The organism is Brevundimonas sp. MYb52 (assembly GCF_002979535.1).
GTDB lineage: Bacteria > Pseudomonadota > Alphaproteobacteria > Caulobacterales > Caulobacteraceae > Brevundimonas.
In genome coordinates this window covers 43,878-67,332 of sequence record NZ_PCPB01000005.1, presented here as the reverse complement: position 1 = coordinate 67,332, position 23,455 = coordinate 43,878, and the positions used below count along the sequence as shown (strand labels likewise).

At 68.1% G+C, this 23,455-nt stretch carries 17 protein-coding genes; 10 read left to right on the top strand and 7 right to left on the bottom strand.

Annotated elements, in window-relative coordinates:
* From CQ039_RS07980 to CQ039_RS07965, 4 genes are read right to left on the bottom strand one after another with little or no spacing between them, the layout of a single operon-like run.
* The gene (locus CQ039_RS07980) at positions 1-366 is read right to left on the bottom strand and encodes a response regulator (RefSeq protein ID WP_105563818.1); all 366 of its coding nucleotides are present in this window, start codon (positions 364-366) and stop codon (positions 1-3) included.
* Positions 363-644, bottom strand: coding sequence for an STAS domain-containing protein (locus tag CQ039_RS07975; protein ID WP_105563819.1), 282 nt, complete (start codon positions 642-644; stop codon positions 363-365). The genes CQ039_RS07980 and CQ039_RS07975 overlap by 4 nt, the downstream gene beginning before the upstream one ends.
* Complete coding sequence (locus CQ039_RS07970) at positions 644-2,602, bottom strand: methyl-accepting chemotaxis protein (protein ID WP_105563820.1); 1,959 nt, start codon at positions 2,600-2,602, stop codon at positions 644-646. Before CQ039_RS07970 ends, CQ039_RS07975 begins: the two co-directional genes overlap by 1 nt.
* 34 nt (positions 2,603-2,636) lie before the next feature.
* On the bottom strand, positions 2,637-3,362 hold the full coding sequence (locus CQ039_RS07965; protein WP_105563821.1) for a TorF family putative porin: 726 nt from the start codon (positions 3,360-3,362) through the stop codon (positions 2,637-2,639).
* A gap of 390 nt (positions 3,363-3,752) precedes the next feature.
* Here CQ039_RS07965 and CQ039_RS07960 point away from each other — a divergent pair, with 390 nt between their 5' ends.
* Together CQ039_RS07960 and CQ039_RS07955 are read left to right on the top strand one after the other, a co-directional pair.
* Positions 3,753-5,198 (top strand): nitrogen regulation protein NR(II), encoded by a 1,446-nt coding sequence (locus CQ039_RS07960; RefSeq protein WP_158256003.1) that lies wholly within the window; start codon positions 3,753-3,755, stop codon positions 5,196-5,198.
* A complete protein-coding gene (locus tag CQ039_RS07955; RefSeq protein ID WP_105563823.1) occupies positions 5,195-5,800 on the top strand; it encodes a response regulator transcription factor in 606 nt (201 codons plus the stop codon). The genes CQ039_RS07960 and CQ039_RS07955 overlap by 4 nt, the downstream gene beginning before the upstream one ends.
* A gap of 11 nt (positions 5,801-5,811) precedes the next feature.
* Here the strand turns inward: CQ039_RS07955 and CQ039_RS07950 are convergent, their stop codons facing one another.
* Positions 5,812-9,192: a PAS domain-containing hybrid sensor histidine kinase/response regulator gene (locus tag CQ039_RS07950; protein WP_105563874.1), complete on the bottom strand. Its 3,381-nt coding sequence runs from the start codon at positions 9,190-9,192 to the stop codon at positions 5,812-5,814.
* A 256-nt stretch (positions 9,193-9,448) separates the two neighbouring features.
* Positions 9,449-11,122, bottom strand: coding sequence for an MFS transporter (locus CQ039_RS07945; RefSeq protein WP_105563824.1), 1,674 nt, complete (start codon positions 11,120-11,122; stop codon positions 9,449-9,451).
* A gap of 377 nt (positions 11,123-11,499) precedes the next feature.
* Between CQ039_RS07945 and CQ039_RS16705 the strand changes: the two genes are divergently transcribed.
* Positions 11,500-11,652 carry a hypothetical protein gene (locus tag CQ039_RS16705; protein WP_199183607.1) on the top strand — a complete coding sequence of 51 codons (153 nt, stop codon included), beginning with the start codon at positions 11,500-11,502 and terminating at the stop codon, positions 11,650-11,652.
* A gap of 169 nt (positions 11,653-11,821) precedes the next feature.
* Here the strand turns inward: CQ039_RS16705 and CQ039_RS07940 are convergent, their stop codons facing one another.
* Positions 11,822-12,436, bottom strand: coding sequence for a response regulator transcription factor (locus tag CQ039_RS07940; RefSeq protein WP_105563825.1), 615 nt, complete (start codon positions 12,434-12,436; stop codon positions 11,822-11,824).
* Between the two features lie 172 nt (positions 12,437-12,608).
* On the opposite strand from CQ039_RS07940, the gene CQ039_RS07935 reads away from it, so the two are divergent.
* The 7 genes from CQ039_RS07935 to alaS all read left to right on the top strand — a co-directional run bounded on the left by CQ039_RS07935 (position 12,609) and on the right by alaS (position 23,438).
* Positions 12,609-13,964, top strand: coding sequence for a DcaP family trimeric outer membrane transporter (locus CQ039_RS07935; RefSeq protein ID WP_105563826.1), 1,356 nt, complete (start codon positions 12,609-12,611; stop codon positions 13,962-13,964).
* 27 nt (positions 13,965-13,991) lie between these two features.
* Positions 13,992-15,926, top strand: coding sequence for an acetate--CoA ligase (gene acs / locus CQ039_RS07930; RefSeq protein WP_105563827.1), 1,935 nt, complete (start codon positions 13,992-13,994; stop codon positions 15,924-15,926).
* Positions 15,927-16,049: 123 nt separating this feature from the next.
* Positions 16,050-16,799, top strand: a complete 750-nt coding sequence (locus CQ039_RS07925; protein WP_105563828.1) for an SDR family NAD(P)-dependent oxidoreductase — start codon at positions 16,050-16,052, stop codon at positions 16,797-16,799.
* Positions 16,800-17,039: 240 nt separating this feature from the next.
* Positions 17,040-18,551, top strand: a complete 1,512-nt coding sequence (locus CQ039_RS07920; protein ID WP_105563829.1) for a CYTH and CHAD domain-containing protein — start codon at positions 17,040-17,042, stop codon at positions 18,549-18,551.
* A 144-nt stretch (positions 18,552-18,695) separates the two neighbouring features.
* Positions 18,696-19,775, top strand: a complete 1,080-nt coding sequence (recA, locus tag CQ039_RS07915; protein WP_105563830.1) for a recombinase RecA — start codon at positions 18,696-18,698, stop codon at positions 19,773-19,775.
* Between the two features lie 401 nt (positions 19,776-20,176).
* Positions 20,177-20,659, top strand: coding sequence for a ribonuclease E activity regulator RraA (gene rraA / locus CQ039_RS07910; RefSeq protein ID WP_105563831.1), 483 nt, complete (start codon positions 20,177-20,179; stop codon positions 20,657-20,659).
* Between the two features lie 133 nt (positions 20,660-20,792).
* Positions 20,793-23,438: an alanine--tRNA ligase gene (alaS, locus tag CQ039_RS07905; RefSeq protein ID WP_105563832.1), complete on the top strand. Its 2,646-nt coding sequence runs from the start codon at positions 20,793-20,795 to the stop codon at positions 23,436-23,438.
* Positions 23,439-23,455 lie beyond the last annotated feature (17 nt).

Here is a 23,455-nt window from a genome sequence, read left to right as displayed (position 1 = left end):
TCAGGCCGCGACGCGACGGACGGCGTCGACCAGCTTGGCCGGGTCGAAGGGTTTGACGATCCAGCCGGTGGCCCCGGCCTCGCGGGCGCGCTGCTTCTTGGCGGCGTCGCTCTCGGTGGTCAGGACCAGGACCGGGGTCGCCTTGTGGTTGGGGTCGGCGCGCATGCCCTCGATGAAGCCGAAGCCGTCCATGCGGGGCATGTTGATGTCGGTGATGACGATGTCCGGGCGCTCGGCCTGGAGCACTTCCAGACCGTGGACGCCGTCCTCGGCCTGAACCACCCGATAGCCGGCGTCCTTCAACGCCAGCATCAGCATGTCGCGCATGGTGCGCGAATCATCGACGGTCAGAATGGTCTTGGTCATGCAACTTGGCCTTGTGCGGCAAGATCAGAGGCAGAAGCCCCGAGGGCGCTCCATTGCGCGATCATAGGCTCGGAAACATTGACGAAGCTCAAAGACTTCCCATCAGAACGCCAGGTCTGAAGCGCCGAGAGCAGAACCTGCAGACACAGGCCGCCCAGCCGCTCAACGGCCGAGGCGTCCAGCGTCGCCGCCTGACCGCGCACAGCCAAGAGTTGCATTTTCAAAGGCTCGGCGGCGCGCAGGTCGAGCACCGCCGGCAGGGCGATCAGGGTCGACATCAGAACTCCTCCCAGCCGTCTTCGACGACCTGCGGCTTCAGGGCGGCGCCGCCGTGGCCCACGGTTTTCAGCGCGGCGATGGTCTGGGCCACCGGCTGCGCGGTGCGGACCGGGGCGGCCTGGGCCGGAGCGGCGGCGACCGGCGCGGGCTTGCGGGCGACGACGGGCGCGGCGGCCTGAGCGGTGCGGAAGCGCGACACCGAGGCGGCCAGGACGTCGGCCTCCTGAGCCAGAGAATGGCTGGCGGCGGTCGACTGCTCGACCATTGCGGCGTTCTGCTGGGTGACCTGATCCATCTGGTTCACGGCGGTGTTGACCTGTTGCAGGCCGGTGGCCTGCTCCTGGGCCGAGGCCGAGATCTCCGACACCAGGCCGTCGATTTCGGCCACGCGACCGACGATGCGTTGCAGGGCCTCGCCCGTCTGACCGACCAGATTGACGCCCTCGCCGACCTGACGACCCGAGGCCGAGATCAGGGTCTTGATCTCCTTGGCGGCTTCGGCCGAGCGCTGGGCCAGGGCCCGGACTTCCGAGGCGACCACGGCGAAGCCGCGACCCGCGTCACCGGCTCGGGCGGCTTCGACCCCGGCGTTCAGGGCCAGAAGATTGGTCTGGAAGGCGATCTCGTCGATCACGCCGATGATGTTGCCGATCTGGGCCGACGACTGCTCGATGGCGGTCATGGCGGCCACGGCGTCGCGCACGACATTGCCGCTGGCCTCGGCGTCGCCGCGCGCGGCCTGCACCACGCTGGAGGCCTGACGCGCGCCGTCGGCGGTCTTGTTCACCGTGGCGGTGATCTCGTCCAGGGCGGCGGCCGTTTCTTCCAGGCTGGCGGCCTGCTGCTCGGTGCGACGCGACAGATCGTCAGAGGCCTGCGAAATCTCGCCCGAACCCGAGCGGATGGCGGCGACGTTGGTGACGACGACGGCCACAGCCTGTTCCAGTTGCGAGATGGCGGCGTTGAAGTCCGCCTTCAGTTGCTCGGCCTTGGGCGCGACCTGGGCCGTCATGCGGTGGGTCAGGTCGCCGCCGGCCATGGCCTGCAGGCCCTCGGCCAGGGCGGTAATGGCGACGCGGTCCTCTTCGGCGGCGCGCGCCTTCTCAGCCTCGACGCGGGCGCGCTCGTCCTCAGCGGCCTGACGCTGGGCCACGGCCTCGGCTTCCAGACGGGCGTTGGCGATGGCGGCGTCCTTGAAGGCCGTCACGGCCGAAGCCATCTGGCCGACCTCATCCTTGCGGCCCATGGCCGGCACGAGGATCGAGGTGTCGCCTGCGGCCAGGCGGCGCATGGCCGAGGTCATGGCCAGCAGCGGCTTGCCCAGCATGTTGGTCAGCATGAAGGCCATGGCTGCGGCGATGATCAGGGCCAGGATGACGCCGCCGATCAGCACCATCCGCACCGACTTGGCGACGGAGTCCTGAATCTCGCCATAGACGCGGCTTTGCTGGGCCTTTTCTTCCACCAGGGTTTCCAGCGCGTCCTCGGCCGGACTGATGTACTTATCCGCCGCGCCTTCGCGACCGACCATGGCGACGGCCTGGGCGTAGGTGGCGGGATCAGCGACCAGGACGCGGCCTGTCTCGACCACGTTCTTGGTCCACTCAGCGGCGGCGGCGCGGGCGGCGCGCACCTCATCCTCGCTGGTGCGGTCCAGTTGAGCGATGCGATCGAGGCTCTTGCCGAAGTTCTCGCCGTGCGCGGCCAGACGCTCCAGATAATAGGGGTCCCGCGACAGCAGGAAGCCGCGATAGCTGCTTTCCTGACGCGCCAGATAGAATTTGGCCGTCTCGGCCTCGCGCTGGGTCGCCGAGGCGCGGACGCGATCCATCCGCGCGCCTTCCAGCGCGTTCACCTGCACGAACACCGTCACGCCCATGGCGACGATGGCCAGGATGACGACGGCGAAGGCCGCCATCAACTTCTTCTCGATCTTCAGATCGCTCAACATGCTCATGTGACTTCTCCCCCCGGATTACTGTTCAATCGACTCAGAGCGCGAACGTCAGCGCGCCCACCAGGCGGCCGTCGTAGTTGTCGCCCAAGGCGTGGCTATCGGTGTCATACCAGCGCACATCCAGCGCCAGCTTGTCGGTCAGCTTGTGCTTCACGCCGAGGTTCCAGGCGGCGTATTCAGCGCCCCCGTCAGCGGTGCGATCGGCGACGGCGACCGAGGCCTTGGTCTTGGGGCCAACCGAAACCGTCCCCTGCAGCTCGACCCACCAGGCTTCCCTGGTCCCCGCGAAACCGTCGGGCGTATAGTTGACGCGCAGGCGGGTGTTGATCGGGCCCAGCTTGCGCGAGGCGTCGGCCTGATATTCCCAGTAGTTGGCGTCGACGCCGGCGCGCGTGCCCGGCAGGTCGCGGTTCACCACCGACAGGTCGAACTTGTAGCCGGCGGCTTCGGGACGCCAGCCGATGGCGCTGACGATCTCGGCGTCCGAGCCCTGCGACAGCTTGGCCGTCGAGGCGAAGACGCTGGCATAGAAGGCCCCGCCCGACACCTCGACCGAGCCGTTGACGCTGGGATCCCCGGCGCTCTTGCCCAGCCCCTTGCCGACATATTCGCTGGCGACGCCGACCTGGGCGTCGATGACATGGGCCTGAACAGCCCCGGCCGCCACAAGGGTGACCAGACCGCCCGCAACCGGGCCGATGATGCGGGAAATGTGACGCGCGCCGTTCTGACGCCCATTGCCATTCATTTTGAAGAGCATTTTTACCTCAGTGATCCTGAGGCCTTCTTGGACGAACAAACGTAGATTTCTGTAAATCCGCCTCTACGTAAAAACCCGCATAGTTCGGAAGGTTCTCCACGCGTCGTCGATGTTCGATCGGACCCCGCTGTCGCTTGCGACAGCTCAAGACACGTCAAGTATCAACAGGATAGAAACTACAGTAACCGCCATTTTTTCGCCTCTATACCTGAACGAAAGCCAGCGACTGAAGGGCGTCAGTTCAAGGTTAATCGCTCAATTGCATTCATCGCATTCAATCTATAGAAGGCCCGCCGTGGCTCGATTCTGTAGAACCCCGTCCGCAGACCTAGCCGGTCTGAGGTTCCAGCAATCCGAGAGGAAGATCCCATTCATCCTGCGATGAAAGACATGCTGGACGCCGTCGCGAGGGCGTCGCGCGGACGCTGGGGCGGATTGCTGCTGGCGGTGATCGCTGTCGGCGTGGCCGTGGCGGCGCGATCCCTGCTCGAGGGGCTGGGCCGCTTCTACTATCTGCCGATGCTGCCGGCCGTGATCGTCACCGCCCTGCTGGCCCGACGCACGGCCGTGGCCCTGGCCATTATCCTTTCGATCGCGCTCAACCTTGCGCTGGTTACGCGCGAAAGTCTCGGCGACGCCGCAACGAACGCCCTGCTGTTCGCCGCCGTGGCCTGGGGCGTGGCCGAGGTCTGCCTGGCCGTGCGCCGACTGAAGGACCGCGCCGACCTCATGGCGCAAAAGCTGGCGGCCCAGGACGCCCTGCTGAACACCGTCCTGACCACCGTGCCGGTCGTCACCCTGCATCTCGACGGGTCGGTCCACCGGATGAACCCCGCCGCGGCCCAGTTGTTCGGCGTCGATGCGGACGCGGTTCAGGGCCGCGCCTTCAACAGCCTGGTGCCGGCCTTCGACGCGGCTGCGGCCTCGCATGACGATCAGGCGGACGGCGTCCTCACCTCCGCCGAGGGGCACTGGAACGGCGTTCGCGCCGATGGCGCGACCTTCCCCCTGAATATCCAGAGCGGCCGGGTGCCCGGTCCTGACGGCCCGGACCTGATCGCCCTGTGCCTGACCGACCTCAGCCGCTGGCACGCCGCCGACGCCCAGGCTCGCGAACTGCACACCCAGTTGAACAAGGTCTGGCGCTTGAACTCGCTGGGCGAGATGGCCGCCACCCTGGCCCACGAACTGAACCAGCCCCTCAGCGCCGCCGCCACCTATCTGCACGCCAGCCAGATGGACATGGAGAAGGCGGGCGCCCTGGGCGACAGCGCCTTGCGCACCACCGAACTGGCCAAGGCGCAACTGTTGCGCGCCGGCGCCATCATCCGCCGGATGCGCGAGCTTCTGTCGCTGGAGGTTCGCCGCCTGGACACCGAGCGCGCCTCCTCGATGATCGAGGATCTGGGGCCGGTCCTGAGCATGATGGGATCGGCCAAGGGGGTGACCATCCGTATGGATCTGCATGCCGAAGCCGATACCGTCCGCGCCGAGCGCATCCAGTTTCAGCAGGCCATCGTCAACCTGGTTCGCAACGCAGTCGAGGCCGTCAGCGACGCGCCCGAGGCCGATGTCGTCATCGTCGGCCGCGCTTTGTCGGACACCCACTATGCGATCAGCGTCGAGGACAATGGTCCCGGCATCGCCGCCGATCAGGTGGAGCGCATGTTCCAGCCGATGACCTCGACCAAGTCCGGCGGCATGGGCCTGGGCCTGTCCGTCACCCGCACCATTGTCGAAAGCCACGGGGGGCGGCTGGTCGTGGCAAAAAGCGCGTTGGGGGGCGCTGCTTTCTCGTTTAACCTGATCCGTGAAACGGTCGGCGAGCATCCATGAGTCTCCACTCCGTATTCATTATCGACGACGACGCAGCGGTTCGCGATTCCCTGCTCGTTCTGCTGCGAGGCGTCGGCATCCGCGCGCGCGGCTTCTCCAGCGGCCGGGACTTCTTTGACGCCCTGCCCGAAGACGCCACGGCCTGCGTCATCACCGACATGCGCATGCCCGACATGGACGGCGCCGACGTGGTGCGCCGCATTCGCGAACTGCGCGGCGCTGCCTGGCCCGTCATCGTCATCACTGGCCATGCCGACGTGCCCATGGTGGTGCAGATGATGAAGGCCGGCGTCGTCGACTTCATCGAAAAGCCCTTCGATCCGCCGCGCCTGATCGAGACGGTGCGCGGCTGCCTGGCCCGTCTGTCCGACCTGGACCAGGCCCAGGGCGCCCGCATCGCGGTCCAGGGCCGCATGGCCCGTCTGACGCCGCGCGAACGCCAGGTCTTCGACGCCCTGATCCACGGCCGCTCCAACAAGGAGATCGCCCTGGACCTCGAGATCAGCCCCCGCACGGTCGAGGTCTTCCGCGCCAAGGTCATGACCAAGATGGAGGCCGACAGCCTCTCGGCCCTGGTCCGCATGGGGCTGACCCTGGGTTAGGCGTTCGCCGGCTAACCCGACAGAAACGCCTTCAGCGCCGCCGGCTTGACCGGCTTGGGCAGCAGGGTCGCGCCCGCCGCCGTGGCCGTCTCCTTCAGCCCCTCGCGGGTGTCCGCCGTCACCAGGCCGATGCGGCGCAGCCCCCGCGCCCGCAGGGCGTCGACCACGCTCAATCCGTCCGCGCCGTCGCCCAGATGCAGGTCGACCAGGGCCGCGTCGAACGGCCCCTGCGCCGCGATGCCCTCGGCCACCGACCGCGCCGTGGTCGTCTGCGCCCCCCAGCGGCTCAGTAGCGCGGTCAGGGCGTCGAGGATGGCCGGCTCATTGTCCACGCACAGCACCCGCAGGCCCGCCAGCGGCAGGCGGGCGTCGCCCTCGACCGGAACGGCGGGCACAAGACGGGCGGCGGCGCGCGGCGCGCTGACGCGGAAGGTCGTGCCGCGCCCGACGCGCGACGCCATCGACAGCGGATGGCGCAGCAGATCCGACAGCTTCTGCACGATGGCCAGACCCAGGCCTGCCCCCGGTTCGTCCACCGGGGCGCCGGGCAGGCGCACGAACTCGCCGAAGACGGTCTCGCGATCGGCGTCGGGAATGCCGCGCCCGGTGTCGCAGACCAGCATCCGCACCGTCTCGCCGTCGCGTCTGGCGCCGACCAGAACCCGCCCCCGGTCCGTGTAGCGGATGGCGTTGGCGGTCAGATTCTGCAGCATGGAGCGCAACAGGTCGGGGTCCGAGGCGACCCACAGGCCCGACGACACGACCGTCAGCCGCAGCCCCTTGGCGCGGGCCATGGGCGCGAACTCGCGGCGCAGTTCGGCGAACAGGGCGTCCAGCGACAGGGGGGCCACGGCGGGCTGGACCCCGCCCGCCTCCAGCTTGGACAGGTTCAGCAGGGCGGTCAGCAGGCGGTGGGCGCTGTCGATCGAACGGTCGGCGTTGGTGGCCAGCCCGCGCCCGGCGGACCCCGGCGCCAGCGACGGTTCCTCCTTCAGGGCGGCGATGAACAGGCGCGCGGCGTGCAGCGGCTGCAACAGGTCGTGGCTGGCGGCGGCGAGGAAGCGGGTCTTGGACGCCGTGGCGTCCTCGGCCAGACGACGGGCCTCCTCCAGCCGTTCGGTGCGGTCGGCGACGCGGGCCTCCAGCCGCTCGTTGGCCTCTTCCAGATCCCGCGCGGCGCGGCGCAGGGCGGTGATGTCGGTATAGCTGGTGGCATAGCCGCCGCCGGGGATGGGCGCCCCGGAGGAGCGCAGGATGCGGCCGTCGGGCTGCTCGCGCTCGTGGTCGTGCGGGATGCGGCGCGACAGGGCCTCCAGCCGTCGTTCGATCCAGGCCTCGATGTCGCCCGCCACGGCGTCGGTCTCGCCGCGTTCGGCGTTCAGGCGATAGACGGCGGCGATGGGCAGGCCGACGTGGACGAAGCCGGGGGGCAGGCCGAACATCTCGACATAGCGCCGGTTCCAGGCGGTCAGACGCAGGTCCTCGTCCACCACGCTGACGCCCTGGTCGATGTTGTCCAGCGTGGTTTGCAACAGGTCGCGGTTGAACTGAACCGCCTGCGAAGCCTCGTCCAGCATCCGCACCACGTCCTCAGGCGCGCGGCCGCCGGCGGCCAGGGCGGCGGCGATGACGCGCCGCGCCGAGGCGGCGCCGATGGCCCCCGCCAGCATCCGCTCGGCGGCGCGGGCCAGGCCTGCGTCAGCGGGGTCGGCGTCGCGCAGCTTCACCTCCGTCTCGCGCGCCCAGGCGGCGAAGGCGCGCTCGGCCCGTTCGTCGCCGATGAAGCGGGCGACCAGAGCCTTCAGATCGCCGACCGAGGCCCCGGCCGAACCGCCGCGCCCCTCCATCCAGTCCGGCCCCAGCCGGTCGACAAAGGCGCGGGCCTGGACCTGATCGATCAGGCGCGGTCGGCTCAGTTTGGATACGGCGATGAAGACCGTCAGGTTCAGCGCCAGACTGAGGAAGACCCCCGCTGCGAACGGGTCGCTCAGCCCCAGCATGGCCGGGATGTTGAGGCCGAAACCGGGGGCCATCTGCGGCGCCGCCAGCATGACCAGCCAGACCGCCATGCCGACCGCCAACCCCGCCAGGGCTCCGCGCGAACGCCCGCCGCGCCACAGCACCGCGCCGAACAGGGCGGGGGCCAACTGGGCCAGAGCGGCGAAGGACACCAGCCCCATGGCCGCCAGACCGCTGGACTGGTCCATGGCCTGATAATAGACCCAGGCCATCAGCAGCAGGGCGACGATGGCCACCCGGCGGATATTCAGGATGGCGCGCGCCATGTCGCCCGCCCGCTCGCCTCGCCTACGGCGCTCAGACGCCAGCAGCGGCAAGACCAGGTTGTTGGACACCATGGCCGACAGGGCCACGGCCTCGACGATGACCATGGCGGTCGCCGCCGAGAAACCGCCGACGAAGACGATGGCGGTCAGGGCCGAATGGCCGGCGTTCAGCGGCAGGGCCAGCACCAGCAGGTCGGGATTGACGTGGGGGGCGAACAGGCCGCCCGCCGCCACCAGAGGCAGGACCGCCAGACTGGTCAGCAGCAGATAGAGGGGAAAGATCCAGCGCGCCCGCTTCACCTGGGCCGGATCGCCGCCCTCGACAAAGGCGACATGGAACTGACGCGGCAGACAGAAGATGGCCAGGGTCGCCACCAGAACAATGGCCCAGAAGCGTCCGTCCAGATCGGGCCAGCGGGCCAGGTCGCCGAGGCTGGCCGTCACGTCGGCGGAGGTCGGGGCGCGGGTCAGAAGGATCAGGGCGAAGACGGCCACGGCCAGCAGGGCGCCCAGCTTGACGATGGACTCGATGCCGATGGCCTGGATCAGGCCGCGGTTGTGCTCGGTCAGGTCGGGGCGTCGCGCCCCGAACAGGATGGCGAACCCGGCCAGCACCCCGGCCATGACCAGAACCGTCAGGCTCTCGGAGCCCGCCACCGGCGTCCCCTCGGTCAGCATCTCGCCAGCCATCGACAGGGATTTCAGCTGCAGGGCGATATAGGGCAGCGACCCCAGAATGGCGACGGCCGCCACCGCCGCGCCCAGCGCCGGGCTCTTGCCGTAGCGCGACGAGATGAAGTCGGCCATCGAGCCGACGTTCTCGCGCCGGGCCGCCGCCGCGATCCGCTTCCACAGCGGAAACAGCACCGTCACCCCCAGGGCCGGGCCCACATAGATGGGCAGGTATTCCCATGCCGACCGCGCCGCCGTCCCCACCGCCCCGTAATAGGTCCACGAGGTGCAATAGATGGCCAGCGACAGGGCATAGAGCGACGGCCCCAAGGCCCCGCCGCGCGTCTTGATCGACGGCCGCTCATACCACCAGGCCACCGCGAACAGGGTCGCCATATAGGCGGCCACCAGGGCCAGGGTCGCGAGGCTGAACATGACCGGCATCTGGGACGGAGCGGGGCTTTGGGACAAGAACAAAAAGAAGGGCGGTCCGACCGAAGCCGAACCGCCCGCAGGTCGAGGATCGCAACCCTCTCCCTCCCCTTCATGGGGAGGGTGGTCGCGCAGCGACCGGGTGGGGAGGGCCAGGTGATGTTGGGCTCGGCGCTTGAACAGCCTCGCCGCCCCCACCCGGCCTCGCCCTTCGGGCTCAGCCACCCTCCCCATAAAGGGGAGGGAGAACATCAGGACCTTACGCGTTCAGGTCGACGTCCTTGCCTTCCTTGACCAGCAGGAAGCCCAGCACGACCGTCGCCAGCGCCACCACGATCGGATACCACAGGCCGTAGTAGATATTGCCTGTGGCCGCGACCATGGCGAAGGCGGTGGTCGGCAGGAAGCCGCCGAACCAGCCGTTGCCGATATGATAGGGCAGCGACATCGAGGTGTAGCGGATCTTGGTCGGGAACATCTCCACCAGGGCCGCCGCGATCGGCCCGTAGACCATGGTCACGTAGAAGCCGAGGATGAAGAGGATCAGCACCACCATCGGCTTGTTGACCAGGGCGCTGTCGGCCTTGGCGGGATAGCCGGCGGTGGACAGGGCCTCGCCCAGACCCGTTTCCCAGATCTTCTTCTGCGCGGCGAAGTCAGCGGCGGGCATGGCGTCGCCGCGGAAGCTGGTGACGACCGCCTGATCGCCGATGCGGACCTCGGCCACGGTCCCGGCGGGCGCCGCGACATTGGTATAGGTCACGCCGGCCTTGGCCAGATAGGACTTGGCCACGTCGCAGGAGTGGTTGAACACCGTCTTGCCCACCGGGTCGAACTGCAGGTGACAGTCGGCGGGGTCGGCATAGACGGTGACCGGAGCCGAGGCGGCGGCGGCGGCCAGACGCGGGTTGGCCGCTTCGGTCAGGGCGTTGAACAGCGGGAAGTAGGTGATCGCCGCCAGCAGACAGCCGGCCAGGATGATCGGCTTGCGCCCCACCTTGTCCGACAGCCAGCCCCAGAAGATGAAGAAGGGCGAGGCCAGCAGCAGGGCGATGGCCAGCATGATGTAGACCAGCGAGGCGTCGACCCGCAGCACCCGCTCCAGGAAGAAGAGGGCGTAGAACTGACCCGTGTACCAGATGACCGCCTGACCCGCCGTCAGACCGACCAGGGCGATCAGCACCAGCTTCAGGTTCGGCCACTTCATGAAGCTGTCCTTCAGGGGCGTAGTCGAGCCCTTGCCTTCAGCCTTCATCTTCTTGAACGAGGGGCTCTCGGCCAGCTTCAGGCGGATCCACAAAGAGACGCCCAGCAGCAGGATCGAGACCAGGAAGGGAATGCGCCAGCCCCAGTCGAGGAAGGCTTCCTCGCCCACGGCGTAGCGGACGCCCAGGATGACGGCCAGGCTGAGCACCAGACCGGCGGTGGCCGTGATCTGGATGAAGGAGGTGTAGAAGCCGCGCTTGCCATGCGGGGCGTGCTCGGCGACGTAGGTGGCGGCGCCGCCGTATTCACCGCCGAGCGCCAGCCCCTGAATCAGACGCATCAGCACCAGGATGATCGGCGCGGCGATGCCGATGGCGGCATAGGGCGGCAGCAGGCCGACCACGAAGGTCGACAGACCCATCAGCAGCATGGTGACGAGGAAGGTGTTCTTGCGTCCCCACAGGTCGCCCAACCGCCCGAAGACGATGGCGCCGAAGGGCCGGACCGCAAAGCCCGCGGCGAAGGCCATCAGGGCGAAGATATAGCCGGTGGTCTCGTTCACGCCCGAGAAGAACTGGGTGGTGATGATCGCGGCCAGCGAGCCGTAGAGATAGAAGTCGTACCATTCGATGACGGTGCCGACGGACGACGCCAGAATCACGAGCCGGTCGTTCTTGTCGACCGTGTGCTCCGCGCCCTCCGCCGCACCCACGGTGCGGTCGGTCATGGGCAGTCCCTTCCTTTAGGGTCGCGTGGCGCGACCGTTTCCTCGCGATCCTGTTGCCGGATCGTCGAGGATGAGACTGACAGCAGGGCGACGGATTTGCAGAGAGCGACTTTGGTCGAACGGCGGCGTGTCTTTCAGAACCCGCTCATCCCGGCGGACGCCGGGATCCAGTGAGAGCCTCGGACGCTACGGTTGGATAGAGCCTTCCGGCCCGTGCCTTTGGCCAAAGCACGGGGCCCCGGCATCCGCCGGGGTGAGCGGGAGAACTGATGTGCAAATAATGGCCCCGCCGCCGTTTCACGGTTGTCGCAGCGGGCGACAGAGGCCACATGAAGGTTTGACGTCGCCGTTCGGCGGCCCGGCGCGAGAGGACATCAATGGCCCGTAAGCCCAACTACAGTTTCGAACGGCAGGAGCGCGAACGCGCTGAGGCCAAGAAGGCCGAAGCCAAGGCTGCCGCGAAAGCCGCCAAGAAGGCCGCCAAGGCCGCCGGTCTGACCGAGGAAGACGCCGAGCCGTCCGAGGACTGATCGTCTGACGAAACTGCGGGTCCTCAGGCCCTGACAAAATCTGCAGCTCAAGGTCATCCTTGACGCCGCGGCTGGCGTCTTCGCGCCCCAGGCTGGATTGATCTGATTCCGCCGAGGGGTGCGACGGCCCAGACCGCCCGGCCTTTTCAGGCGGCCCTGGCCTCCAAAATCAAAGATCGATCGACTGGGCCAGGATCACGGCCTGGGTGCGGTTGTGCACGCCCAGCTTGCGAAAGACGCTGGTCAGATGGGCCTTGATCGTGGCCTCGGTGACGCCGAGGTCGAAGGCGATCTGCTTGTTCAGCCGCCCGGCCTTCAGGCCTTCGAGGATGCGCAACTGCGACGGCGTCAGGCTGGCGATGCGGGCTTCCAGATCACCCTCCTCGGCCCCCGCTTCGCCCACGTCCGGCGCCCAGTTGTCGCCCGACAGTATGGCCTGGATGGCCTCGACCATGACCGGCAGGGCGGCGGATTTCGGAATGAAGCCGGCGGCGCCCAGGGTCAGGGCGCGGCGCACGGTCGGCGGCTCCTCGCTGGCCGAGACCACGGCGACGGGCACGGCCGGATAGTCGGCGCGGATGCGGGTCAGGCCGCCCATGCCCTCGCTATCCGACAGCTTCAGGTCCAGCAGGACCAGATCCGAAACGCCCTCGCCTAGCGTCGCCAGAACCTCGGCCAGACTGGCGCATTCCGCAATCACGGCGCCGGGCGCGGCCTTTTCGACGGCCGATCTCAACGCCGCCCGAAACAGAGGGTGGTCGTCGGCGACGACGATGCGATCCATGAAAATCCTTCCCGCGCGCGGTTCTTTTTCGGGTCGAGGCCGCGCTGTGACGACACCATGCCGCGCCTCGACTTTGGTCGAAACTAGACCAATGGCTAATGGCCGCAAACTGCCTCCGCGCGGAATGCTGCGGTCTCGAGGTTCGCATCAGATGAACCCGGGAGGACATGACATGGGAAGATACCGCCTGCTGGGCGGCGCGGCTGCGGCTGCGCTGCTGTTCGCCCCCGGCGCCGTCCTGGCCCAGGACGCCAATGCGGCCCTCGAGGCGCGCATCGCCCAGCTCGAAGCCGAGCTGAACAGCCTGAAATCCGAGGTCGCCGCCGCGCGCACGCAGCAGACGACCCAGTCTCAGGCCATGGCGCAGGACATCATCCGGCTGGAAACGCGACCGGCCGCTACGCCCGTCTCGGCCCCCGCCGTGCGCGAGGAAGGCTTCCGCATCGGCGACCACACCGTGAAGTTCGGCGGCTTCATCAAGGTCGACGCCTCGGCCTCGAACTATTCCGGCGGCGATCCGGCCAACGGCGACCTGCTGCGCGACTATCACCTGCCCGGCTCCATCCCGGTCGGCGGGGCCGAGGAAGACGCGGCGCTGGACTTCAACGCGCGTCAGACCCGCTTCTGGCTGACCACCGACGGTCTGGTCGGCGGCCACAAGGTCGGCACCCGGCTGGAGATGGACTTCCAGAGCCTGCCCGGAACCGGCGATCAGCGCATCACCAGCGCCTCCAACCCCGCCCTGCGCCGCGCCTTCGTCACCATCGACAACTGGCTGATCGGTCAGGAGTGGACCAACTTCCAGAACACCGCCGTCCTGCCGGAATCGGCAGACTTCGTCGGCGCCGCCGAAGGCACGGTCTTCGCCCGTCAAGTGCAGGTCCGTTACACGCGCGGTCCCTTCTCGGTCTCGGTCGAGAACCCCGAGACCACCGTCACCCCCTTCGGCGGCGGCGCCCGCGTCATCGCCGACGACAACAGCCTGCCCGACCTGACCGCGCGCTACGCCATCAGCCGTCCCTGGGGCGACCTGCAGTTCGCCGGCCTGCTGCGTCAGTTGAAGTATGAGAACCCGGCCAGCGCCATCGACGACACGGCGACCGGCTGGGGCCTGTCCGCCTCGACCAAGATCAAGGTCGGCGCCCAAGACGACATCCGCCTGATGCTGACCGGCGGCGAAGGCATCGGCCGCTACGTCGGCCTCAACTTCTCCAACGACGCGGTGCTGGACGCCTCGGGCCAGTTGGACGCCATCGGCGTGATCGCCGGTTTCGCCGCCTATCGCCACGTCTGGACGCCGGGCTGGCGCTCCAGCCTCATCTGGTCGGCGCAGAAGGTGGACAACGACGTCCTGCTGACCGGGACCGGCGCCAACCGTTCGGCCCAGAGCATCCACGCCAACCTGATCTGGTCGCCGGTCACGGCGTTTGATGTCGGCGCCGAACTGATGTTCGCTGACCGCAAGCTGGAATCGGGACTGGACGGCGACATGACCCGTCTGATCCTGTTCGCCAAATACGGCTTCTAAAAACGCACCACTGGGAGGAAAGCGCGCGTGTCTGATCCGGAACTCTATCCCGTCCCCGCCGACCTGGCCGCCCGCGCCCACATGGACCGCGCCGGCTATGACGCGGCCCGGATCGCGGCGCGCGAAACCCCCGACGCCTATTGGGGGCAGCAGGCCAAACGCCTCGACTGGATGACTTTCCCGTCCAGGATCAAGGACGTGTCGTTCAACAAGGCCGACTTCCGCATCCGCTGGTTCGAGGACGGGGTGCTGAACGTCTCGGCCAACTGCATCGACCGCCACCTGCCCCAGCGCGAAAACGATACGGCCATCATCTGGGAAGGCGACGAGCCGACCGACAGCGAGCACGTCACCTACGGCCAGCTTCATGACCGCGTCTGCCGCATGGCCAATGTGCTCAAGGCCAACGGCGTCCAGAAGGGCGACCGCGTCACCATCTATCTGCCCATGATCCCCGAGGCCGCCTACGCCATGCTGGCCTGCGCCCGCATCGGCGCGGTCCACTCAGTCATCTTCGGCGGCTTTTCCCCGGACAGCATCGCCGGGCGCATCGAGGACTGCGGCTCGACCTTCGTCATCACCGCCGACGAGGGATGCCGCGGCGGCAAGAAGGTCCCGCTGAAGGCCAATGTCGACAAGGCGCTGGAAAAGGTGACCGTCGACGGCGTCCTGCTGATCCGCCACACCGGCGCGGATGTAGCCTTCGTCGAGGGCCGCGACCGGGACTATGAGACCGAGGTCGCCAAGGTCAGCAACCACTGCCACCCCGAGCCGATGCAGGCGGAAGACCCGCTCTTCATCCTCTACACCTCGGGCTCGACCGGCAAACCCAAGGGCGTGCTGCACACCACCGGCGGCTATCTGTTCTGGGCCAGCTGGACCCACGAACTCGTCTTCGACTATCGCCCCGGCGAGGTCTTCTGGTGCACGGCCGACGTGGGCTGGGTCACGGGCCACTCCTATGGAATTTACGGCCCTCTGGCCAATGGCGCGACGACCCTGCTGTTCGAGGGCGTGCCTAACTATCCGACCGTCAGCCGCTTCTGGGAGGTCATCGACCAGCACAAGGTCGAGATCTTCTACACCGCCCCCACCGCCCTGCGCTCGCTGATGCGTGAAGGCGACGCGCCGGTGAAGGCCACCAGCCGCAAGAGCCTGCGCCTGCTGGGCAGCGTCGGCGAACCGATCAACCCTGAGGCCTGGCGCTGGTATCACGAGGTGGTCGGCGAGGGCCGTCTGCCCATTGTCGACACCTGGTGGCAGACGGAAACCGGCGGCGTCCTGATCTCGCCCCTGCCCGGCGCGACGGACCTCAAGCCCGGCTCGGCCACCAGGCCCCTGCCCGGCGTCGAGCTGCAGATCGTCGACGCCGAAGGCGGCGTTCTGGACGGCGCGACCGAAGGCAACCTGTGCATCACCGACAGCTGGCCGGGCCAGATGCGCACCGTCTATGGCGACCACGGCCGCTTCTTCGACACCTATTTTTCGACCTATCCGGGCAAGTATTTCACCGGCGACGGCTGCCGCCGCGACGCCGACGGCTACTACTGGATCACCGGTCGGGTCGATGACGTCATCAACGTCTCGGGCCACCGCATGGGCACGGCCGAGGTCGAGAGCGCCCTGGTCCTGCACGACGACGTGGCCGAGGCCGCCGTCGTCGGCTTCCCCCACGACATCAAGGGTCAGGGCATCTACGCCTATGTCACCCTGAACAAGGGGGTCGAGGCGACCGAGGCCCTGCGCAAGGCCCTGGTCGCCCAGGTGCGCGAAGAGATCGGCCCCATCGCCGCCCCCGACGTCATCCAGTGGGCGCCCGGCCTGCCCAAGACCCGCTCGGGCAAGATCATGCGCCGCATCCTGCGCAAGATCGCCGAGAACGAGATCGGCGCCCTGGGCGACACCTCGACCCTGGCCGACCCCTCGGTCGTCGACGACCTGGTGAAGAACCGGGCCGCCTGACGCCCCCACCGCCTCTCCCCGGAGCAAGCGGCCGGCGTTCCGAAAGGGGCGTCGGCCGTTTCGTTGTTGGAACCGGGGCCACAGCGGCGCTAGACAACCGACGACAGCGAACAGGAGCAGACCATGAGCGGAACCGTCCTCATCACCGGCGCCACGGCGGGCATTGGACAGGCGGCGGCGCGCCGCTTCGCCTCGGCGGGCTGGAAGATCATCGCCACCGGCCGCCGCGCCGAGCGTCTGAACGAACTGGTGACTGAGCTGGGCGCCGACGTGGTCCATCCCCTCGTCTTCGACATCCGCGACGAGGCCGCCATCGATGCCGCTCTGGACGCCCTGCCCGAGGGTTTCCGCGACATCGACGTCCTGATCAACAACGCCGGCCTCGCGCTCGGCACCGCCGCCGCCCAGGACGCCGATCTGGACCAGTGGCGTCAGATGATCGACACCAACATCACCGGCTTGGTGACCATCACCCGGCGCCTGCTGCCGCGCCTGATCGCGCGCAAGGGCGCCATCCTGAACATCAGCTCGGTGGCCGCCAGCTATCCCTACAAGGGCGGCAACGCCTATGGCGGCACCAAGGCCTTCGTGCGCCAGTTCTCGCTGGGCCTGCGCTCCGACCTGCACGGCACCGGGGTCCGCGTCACCTCCATAGAGCCCGGCATGACCGAGACCGAGTTCACCCTGGTCCGCACCAGCGGCGATCAAGCGGCCTCGGACGCCCTCTACGGCGGCGCCCAGCCGATGACCGGCGAAGACATCGCCGAGACCCTGTTCTGGGTCGCGACCCTGCCGCCCCACCTGAACATCAACGCCCTGGAGCTGATGCCGGTCAGCCAGTCGTTCGCCGGTTTCCAGGTGGCGCGGGGTTAGCGCCTTCAATCCTCCCCCGTTCACGGGGGAGGGGGACCGCCGCAGGCGGTGGAGGGGGCGGATGCAGACGCCACCCCTCGACCCATTGTCCATGCCGTCCTGCCCGCCTTCTCGACGAAGCGCGCCTGATCTCGCCCCCTCCACCATGCTGCGCATGGTCCCCCTCCCCCGCTGCGCAGGGGAGGATCACTCACAGCTTCGCCGCTTCCGGGATGACCGCGAGAGGCCTAAACTCCCCTCATGGCCTCGCCCGCGACCGAAACCGAGCTGAAGTTCCGCCTCGGCCCCGGCGCGGTGGTGCGTCTGTCAGGCCATCCTGCGCTGCAGGGACCGCAGACCACGCAGTCCCTGCGCTCGGTCTATTTCGACACCCCCGACGGCGTTCTGCGCGCGGCGGGATGCAGCCTGCGGGTGCGGACCACGCCGGACGGCTTCGTCCAGACCCTGAAGCGCCAGACCGCCCCCGGCCAGACCGCCCGCGACGAGTGGGAGGTCCCGGTCGCCTCCGAGGCCCTCGACCTCGTCGCGCTGAAAGCCACGCCCGCGCACTGGCTACTGAAGGGTCGCCGCCGCGATCTGTCGCCCCGCTTCGCCTCGACCGTGGTGCGCCGCATCCGCATGGTCGAGTGGGACGGCGCCCGGATCGAGGTCGCCTTCGACGCCGGCGAGTTGTCGGCGGGCGAGAAGCGCGAGCCCATCTACGAGCTGGAACTTGAACTGAAGGCCGGCGATCCCGCCGCCCTCTTCGCCCTGGCCCGCCGGCTGGCGCGCGACCTGGCCATCGTCCCGGTGTTCGAAAGCAAGTCCGAGCGCGGCTGGCGTCTGGCGTCGGGCGACAGCCGCAAGCCCCGCGCCGCCGCGCCCACGCCCCTGTCGCCCGAGGCCACGACCGGAGAGGCCTTCCGCCTTATCAGCATGGCCTGTCTGGCCCAGGTCTCGGCCAATGCCGAACTGCTGCGCGTCGTGCGCCGCCCCGAGGCCGTGCATCAGATGCGGGTGGGCCTGCGTCGCCTGCGCGCCGCCGTCGGCGTCTTCAAGCCCCTGCTGGCCGCGCCGGAGCGCCAACGCATCGAGACCGAGTTGAAATGGCTGGCGCGCGAAAGCGACGCCGCCCGCGATCTGGACGTCTTCATCCGCGACGTCTTCCACCCCACGGCTCTGGAGGCCTCCTCGCCCGGTCTGGCGGCCCTGGGCCGTCATCTGCTGACCGCGCGGGGTCAGGCCTATGACCGCGTCCTGACGGCCATCTCCTCGCCCCGCTACGCCCTGCTGATGCTGGAGACGACGGCCTGGATCGAGACGGCGGCCCTGCCGGACGCCCCCGTCGCGCCCTTCGCCGCCGAGGCCCTGACCCGGCTGCATCATCAGGTCGAGACACGCGCCCGCGACCTGTCAGACCTCGACGCCGAGGCCCGCCACCACCTGCGCATCCGCACCAAGCGCCTGCGCTACGCCGCCGAGTTCTTCGCCGACCTCTTTCCCGCCCGTCGCCGCCGCGCTCGCTATCTGAAGGCGCTAGAGCGATTGCAGGACCGGCTGGGCGCACTGAACGACCTGGCCGTGGCGCGCGACCGAATCCCCGGCGAGGCCCATCTGGACGACCCCGAGGTGGCCTTTTCGGCAGGTCGCGTCATCGGCCGGCGTGAGCGCGACGAAGCCGCCCTGCTGACCGCTGCGGTCAAGGTCTGGGGGCGTTTTCATGACGCACGGCCCTTCTGGATCGGACGAAAGTCACGTCAGAAACGGTCGTAGATCGCATTTTGTTCTCGCCGCGCAAATGAGAACATCTTGTGAACCAGAACAAACCATGCACATAGTCCGTCTCACAGAGGGAGCGGGTCCTGGCGGGTCTCTCCCAAAGCCCAGAATGGAATCATGGCAAGGGAGAGAAAACCAATGGCACAGGCGGCATTGAAGCTCGTGGGTAAAGAAGACGGCGAAAAGCAACGCGCTCTTGAGGCGGCGATCGCACAGATCGATCGCGCCTTCGGCAAGGGCTCGGTGATGAAACTCGGCAAGGCCGGGCAGGTGAACGAAATCGAGAGCGTCTCGACCGGCTCGCTGGGTCTGGACATGGCGCTCGGCATCGGCGGCCTGCCGGTCGGGCGGGTGATCGAGGTGTTCGGCCCGGAATCCTCGGGCAAGACGACCCTGGCCCTGCACACCGTGGCCGAAGTCCAGAAGAAGGGCGGCGTGGCCGCCTTCGTCGACGCCGAACACGCGCTGGACCCGGTCTATGCTCAGAAGCTGGGCGTCAACCTCGACGACCTGCTGGTGTCGCAGCCCGACACGGGCGAACAGGCCCTGGAGATCGTCGACACCCTGGTGCGCTCGGGCGCCGTGGACATCGTGGTGGTCGACTCGGTCGCCGCCCTGACGCCGCGCGCGGAAATCGAAGGCGAGATGGGCGACAGCCTGCCCGGCCTCCAGGCCCGTCTGATGTCGCAGGCCCTGCGCAAGCTGACGGCCTCGATCTCCAAGTCGAAATGCATCGTCCTGTTCATCAACCAGATCCGTCACAAGATCGGCGTCATGTACGGCTCGCCGGAAACGACGACGGGCGGCAATGCGCTGAAGTTCTACGCCTCGGTCCGCCTCGACATCCGCCGCACCGGCGCGATCAAGAACCGCGACGAGGTCGTCGGCAACACCACCCGCGTCAAGGTGGTCAAGAACAAGGTCGCCCCGCCGTTCCGCGAGGTCATCTTCGACATCATGTACGGCGAAGGCATCTCCAAGATCGGTGAGATCATCGACCTGGGGGTCAAGGCCAACATCATCGAGAAGTCCGGCTCCTGGTTCTCCTACGACTCCACCCGCATCGGTCAGGGTCGCGAGAACGCCAAGGAGTTCCTCAAGAACAACCCCGACATGGCTCTCGCCATCGAGAAGGCCGTTCGCCAGTCCACGGCCAAGATCGCCGACGACATGCTGGGCGCGCCCGAGCCTGATGAAGGTCAAGATCTGGAGGGCTGATCCCCCTCCGACCACGCTTCCGTCCGTCGTCCCCGCGACCCGCCTACCGACCCCGCGGGGTCGGTCGGACGGAGCCGGCCCGCCCGAGCACCTCGGGCGGGCCTCTTTTTTGTTTGGGACATGGCCGCCCGAGTTCCTCGGGCGGGCCTCTTTTTGTCTTGGGACATGGCCGCCCGATCTGCTGCCTATTCGCCGTCACCCCGGACGCCCCGAAGGGCGATCCGGGGTCCAAGCGCCGGCCTCATGGCAGGGGCGGCGAAAACTCGTCGCCTAGGTTCCGGGTTCGCTTCGCGCCCCGGAATGACGGCAATCAGTGACGGCGCGCCTTTTTCTGTCCGCGCCGACTGTTCCTGCCATCCCTCGCCGGGCAAACTTGACTGCAAAGAACCGGAGCCTCCCCGATGACCACCGCCACCGCCGACCTCTGCGACGCCCACGCCGACGTGGTGAAGGTCTGCCAGATTCCCTTCCGCAGCTTCGGCCAGGTCGCCAGCTTCCACGGCCCGATCCGCACCCTCAGCGTGCTGGACGACAACGCCCTGGTCCGTCAGCTGCTGGAGCGCCCCGGTCAGGGCGCGGTTCTGGTGGTCAACGGTGGCGGGTCGCTGAAGCGGGCGCTCGTGGGCGACAACCTGGCCAAGCTGGCCATCGACAACGGCTGGGCCGGAATCATTGTCCACGCCGCCATCCGCGACAGCGCCGTCATCGCCGCCATGCCCGTGGGCATCAAGGCCGTCGGGACCACGCCCCTGCGCGCCGACCGCGACGCCATCGGCGAGATCGACATCCCCACCAGCTTCGGCGGCGTCATCTTCACCCCCGGCGACTGGCTCTACGCCGACGCGGACGGGGTCATCGTCGCGCCGCACCGTCTGCACGATTAGAGCCCGCCGGGCGGGAAAAGCGCGCACTGGCGCCCCCGATCACGCGCCAGTGATGCGTTCGGCGCAAAATCCCTATATGAGGCGCGTTCCGATCTTCTCCCCGCGCGCCCGAATTCCTTAGAGCGATACGCCCATGACCAGCCTGAAACAGATCCGCTCCACCTTCCTCGACTACTTCGCGGCCGACGGCCACGAGAAGGTGCAGTCGGCTCCGCTGGTGCCGCAGAACGACCCGACCCTGCTGTTCGTCAACGCGGGCATGGTGCCGTTCAAGGACTACTTCACGGGCGCCGCCGTCCCGCCCTACAAGCGCGCCACCTCGTCGCAGAAATGCGTGCGCGCCGGCGGCAAGCACAACGACCTGGACAACGTCGGCTATACCGCGCGTCACCACACCTTCTTTGAAATGCTGGGCAATTTCTCGTTCGGCGACTACTTCAAGGACCACGCCATCGAGAGCGCGTGGAACCTGCTGACCAAGGAGTTCGGCCTCGACGCCAACCGCCTGCTGGTCACCGTCTATCACACCGACGACGAAGCCTTCGACATCTGGAAGAAGGTCACCGGCTTTGCCGACGAGAAGATCATCCGCATCCCCACGGCCGACAACTTCTGGGCCATGGGCGACAGCGGCCCGAGCGGCCCCTGCACCGAAATCTTCTACGACCACGGCGACCACATCTTCGGCGGCCCTCCGGGCAGCCCCGATGAGGACGGCGACCGCTTCGTCGAGATCTGGAACAACGTGTTCATGCAGTTCGAGAAGGAGAACGACAAGATCGTTCGCGAACTTCCCAAGAAGTCGGTCGACACCGGCATGGGTCTGGAGCGCATCGCCGCCGTCCTGCAGGGCGTCCACTCCAACTATGACGTCGACCTGTTCAAGACCCTGATCAACGCCTCGGAAGAACTGACCAGCACGAAGGCCGAGGGCGAGCGCGCCCCGTCGCACCGGGTCATCGCCGACCACCTGCGCTCGGCCTCCTTCCTGATCGCCGACGGCGTGACCCCGTCGAACGAAGGCCGGGGCTATGTCCTGCGCCGCATCATGCGCCGCGCCATGCGCCACGCCCACCTGCTGGGTTCGACCGATCCCCTGATGCACCGCCTGGTGCCGACCCTGGTTCAGGAAATGGGCGAGGCCTATCCAGAGCTCGGCCGCGCCCAGGCCTTCATCGAGGACACGCTGAAGCAGGAAGAGATCCGCTTCCGCACCACGCTCGGCCGCGGCATGAACCTGTTCGACCAGGCCACGACCGACTTCAAGGCCGGCGACATGCTGGACGGCCAGACGGCCTTCACCCTCTATGACACCTATGGCTTCCCGCTGGACCTGACCCAGGACGAGGCCCGTCGTCGCGGCTTCTCGGTCAATGTCGACGGCTTCCAGAGCGCCATGGAAGAACAGCGCGCCCGCTCGCGCGAACACTGGACTGGCTCGGGCCAGACGGCCTCGGCTGGCGCCTGGCTGGCCCTGCGCGACCAGCACGGCGTGACCCAGTTCACCGGCTATGAATCCGAAACCGGCGAAGGCACGGTCGTCGCCATCCTGAAGGACGGCGTGGCGGTTGACGGCGCCGAGGCCGGCGAGGTGGTCGAGGTGGTGCTGAACCAGACCCCCTTCTACGGCGAGGGCGGCGGTCAGGCCGGCGACAAGGGCGGCTTGGTCTGGACCAACGGCGAAGGCCGCGTCCTGGACACCAAGAAGCACGCCGACCTGTTCGTCCACACGGTCCAGGTGGCCCAGGGCGCGGCCCTGACGGTCGGCGCCGTGGTGACGGCTACGGTCGAGCCGGGCTCGCGTCCGACCACTCGCGCCAACCACTCGGCCGCCCACCTGCTGCACGCCGCGCTGAAGAACGTGCTCGGCCCGCATGTCGCCCAGAAGGGCCAGATGGTCGATGCCGAGCGCATGCGCTTCGACTTCAGCCATAACGCCCCGCTGACGGACGAGGAGATCGCCCGCCTCGAGGACGAGGTGAACGCGGTCATCCGCCAGAACATCCCGACCACCACCCAACTGATGAACCCCGAGGCCGCCATCGAGGCCGGCGCCGTGGCCCTGTTCGGCGAGAAGTATGGCGACGAGGTCCGCGTCCTGACCCTGGGTCACGCCCTGTCGGGAGACGGCGCCTATTCGGTCGAACTGTGCGGCGGCACCCACGTGCATCGGACCGGCGACATCGCCCTGTTCAAGATCGTGTCGGAAGGCGGCGTCGCCGCCGGCGTGCGCCGCATCGAGGCCCTGACCGGCGACGCGGCCCGTCGCTTCCTGCTGGATCAGGCCAATGTCGCCCGCCAACTGGCGCAGAGCTTCAAGATCCAGACCGCCGACGTCCCGGCGCGGGTCGAGGCCCTGAGCGCTGAACGCAAGGCGCTGGAGAAGCAGGTCGCCGACCTGAAGAAGCAACTGGCCCTGGGCGGCGGCGCAGGCGCCAATGCGGCCCCGGAAACCATCAACGGCGTCACCCTGATCGCCCGCGTCCTCGACGGCGTGGACGGCAAGGGCCTGCGCGGCGTGGCCGAGGACTTCAAGAAGCAGATCGGGTCAGGCGTCGTCGCCCTAGTCGGCGTCACTGACGGCAAGGCGGCCATCACGGTCGCCGCGACCCCGGACATGGCCGGCAAGGTCAACGCGGCCGACCTGGCGCGCGACGCCGTCATCGCCATGGGCGGCAAGGGCGCCGGCGGCAAGCCCGACTTCGCCCAGGGCGGCGCCCCCGACGGCGCCAAGGCCGAGGCCGGTCTGGACGCCATCCGGGCCGCGCTGAAGGGCTAAGCCTTCTCGCAGCTGAA

Coding starts and splice junctions, on each gene's coding strand:
- rraA (WP_105563831.1), top strand. CDS start 20,177: ATGACCACCGCCACCGCCGACCTCTGCGACGCCCACGCCGACGTGGTG.
- CQ039_RS07925 (WP_105563828.1), top strand. CDS start 16,050: ATGAGCGGAACCGTCCTCATCACCGGCGCCACGGCGGGCATTGGACAG.
- CQ039_RS07970 (WP_105563820.1), bottom strand. CDS start 2,602: ATGAGCATGTTGAGCGATCTGAAGATCGAGAAGAAGTTGATGGCGGCC.
- CQ039_RS07980 (WP_105563818.1), bottom strand. CDS start 366: ATGACCAAGACCATTCTGACCGTCGATGATTCGCGCACCATGCGCGAC.
- CQ039_RS07935 (WP_105563826.1), top strand. CDS start 12,609: ATGGGAAGATACCGCCTGCTGGGCGGCGCGGCTGCGGCTGCGCTGCTG.
- CQ039_RS07975 (WP_105563819.1), bottom strand. CDS start 644: ATGTCGACCCTGATCGCCCTGCCGGCGGTGCTCGACCTGCGCGCCGCC.
- CQ039_RS07940 (WP_105563825.1), bottom strand. CDS start 12,436: ATGGATCGCATCGTCGTCGCCGACGACCACCCTCTGTTTCGGGCGGCG.
- CQ039_RS07960 (WP_158256003.1), top strand. CDS start 3,753: ATGCTGGACGCCGTCGCGAGGGCGTCGCGCGGACGCTGGGGCGGATTG.
- recA (WP_105563830.1), top strand. CDS start 18,696: ATGGCACAGGCGGCATTGAAGCTCGTGGGTAAAGAAGACGGCGAAAAG.
- CQ039_RS07945 (WP_105563824.1), bottom strand. CDS start 11,122: ATGACCGACCGCACCGTGGGTGCGGCGGAGGGCGCGGAGCACACGGTC.
- CQ039_RS07920 (WP_105563829.1), top strand. CDS start 17,040: ATGGCCTCGCCCGCGACCGAAACCGAGCTGAAGTTCCGCCTCGGCCCC.
- CQ039_RS07955 (WP_105563823.1), top strand. CDS start 5,195: ATGAGTCTCCACTCCGTATTCATTATCGACGACGACGCAGCGGTTCGC.
- alaS (WP_105563832.1), top strand. CDS start 20,793: ATGACCAGCCTGAAACAGATCCGCTCCACCTTCCTCGACTACTTCGCG.
- CQ039_RS07965 (WP_105563821.1), bottom strand. CDS start 3,362: ATGCTCTTCAAAATGAATGGCAATGGGCGTCAGAACGGCGCGCGTCAC.
- CQ039_RS07950 (WP_105563874.1), bottom strand. CDS start 9,192: ATGTTCAGCCTCGCGACCCTGGCCCTGGTGGCCGCCTATATGGCGACC.
- CQ039_RS16705 (WP_199183607.1), top strand. CDS start 11,500: ATGGCCCGTAAGCCCAACTACAGTTTCGAACGGCAGGAGCGCGAACGC.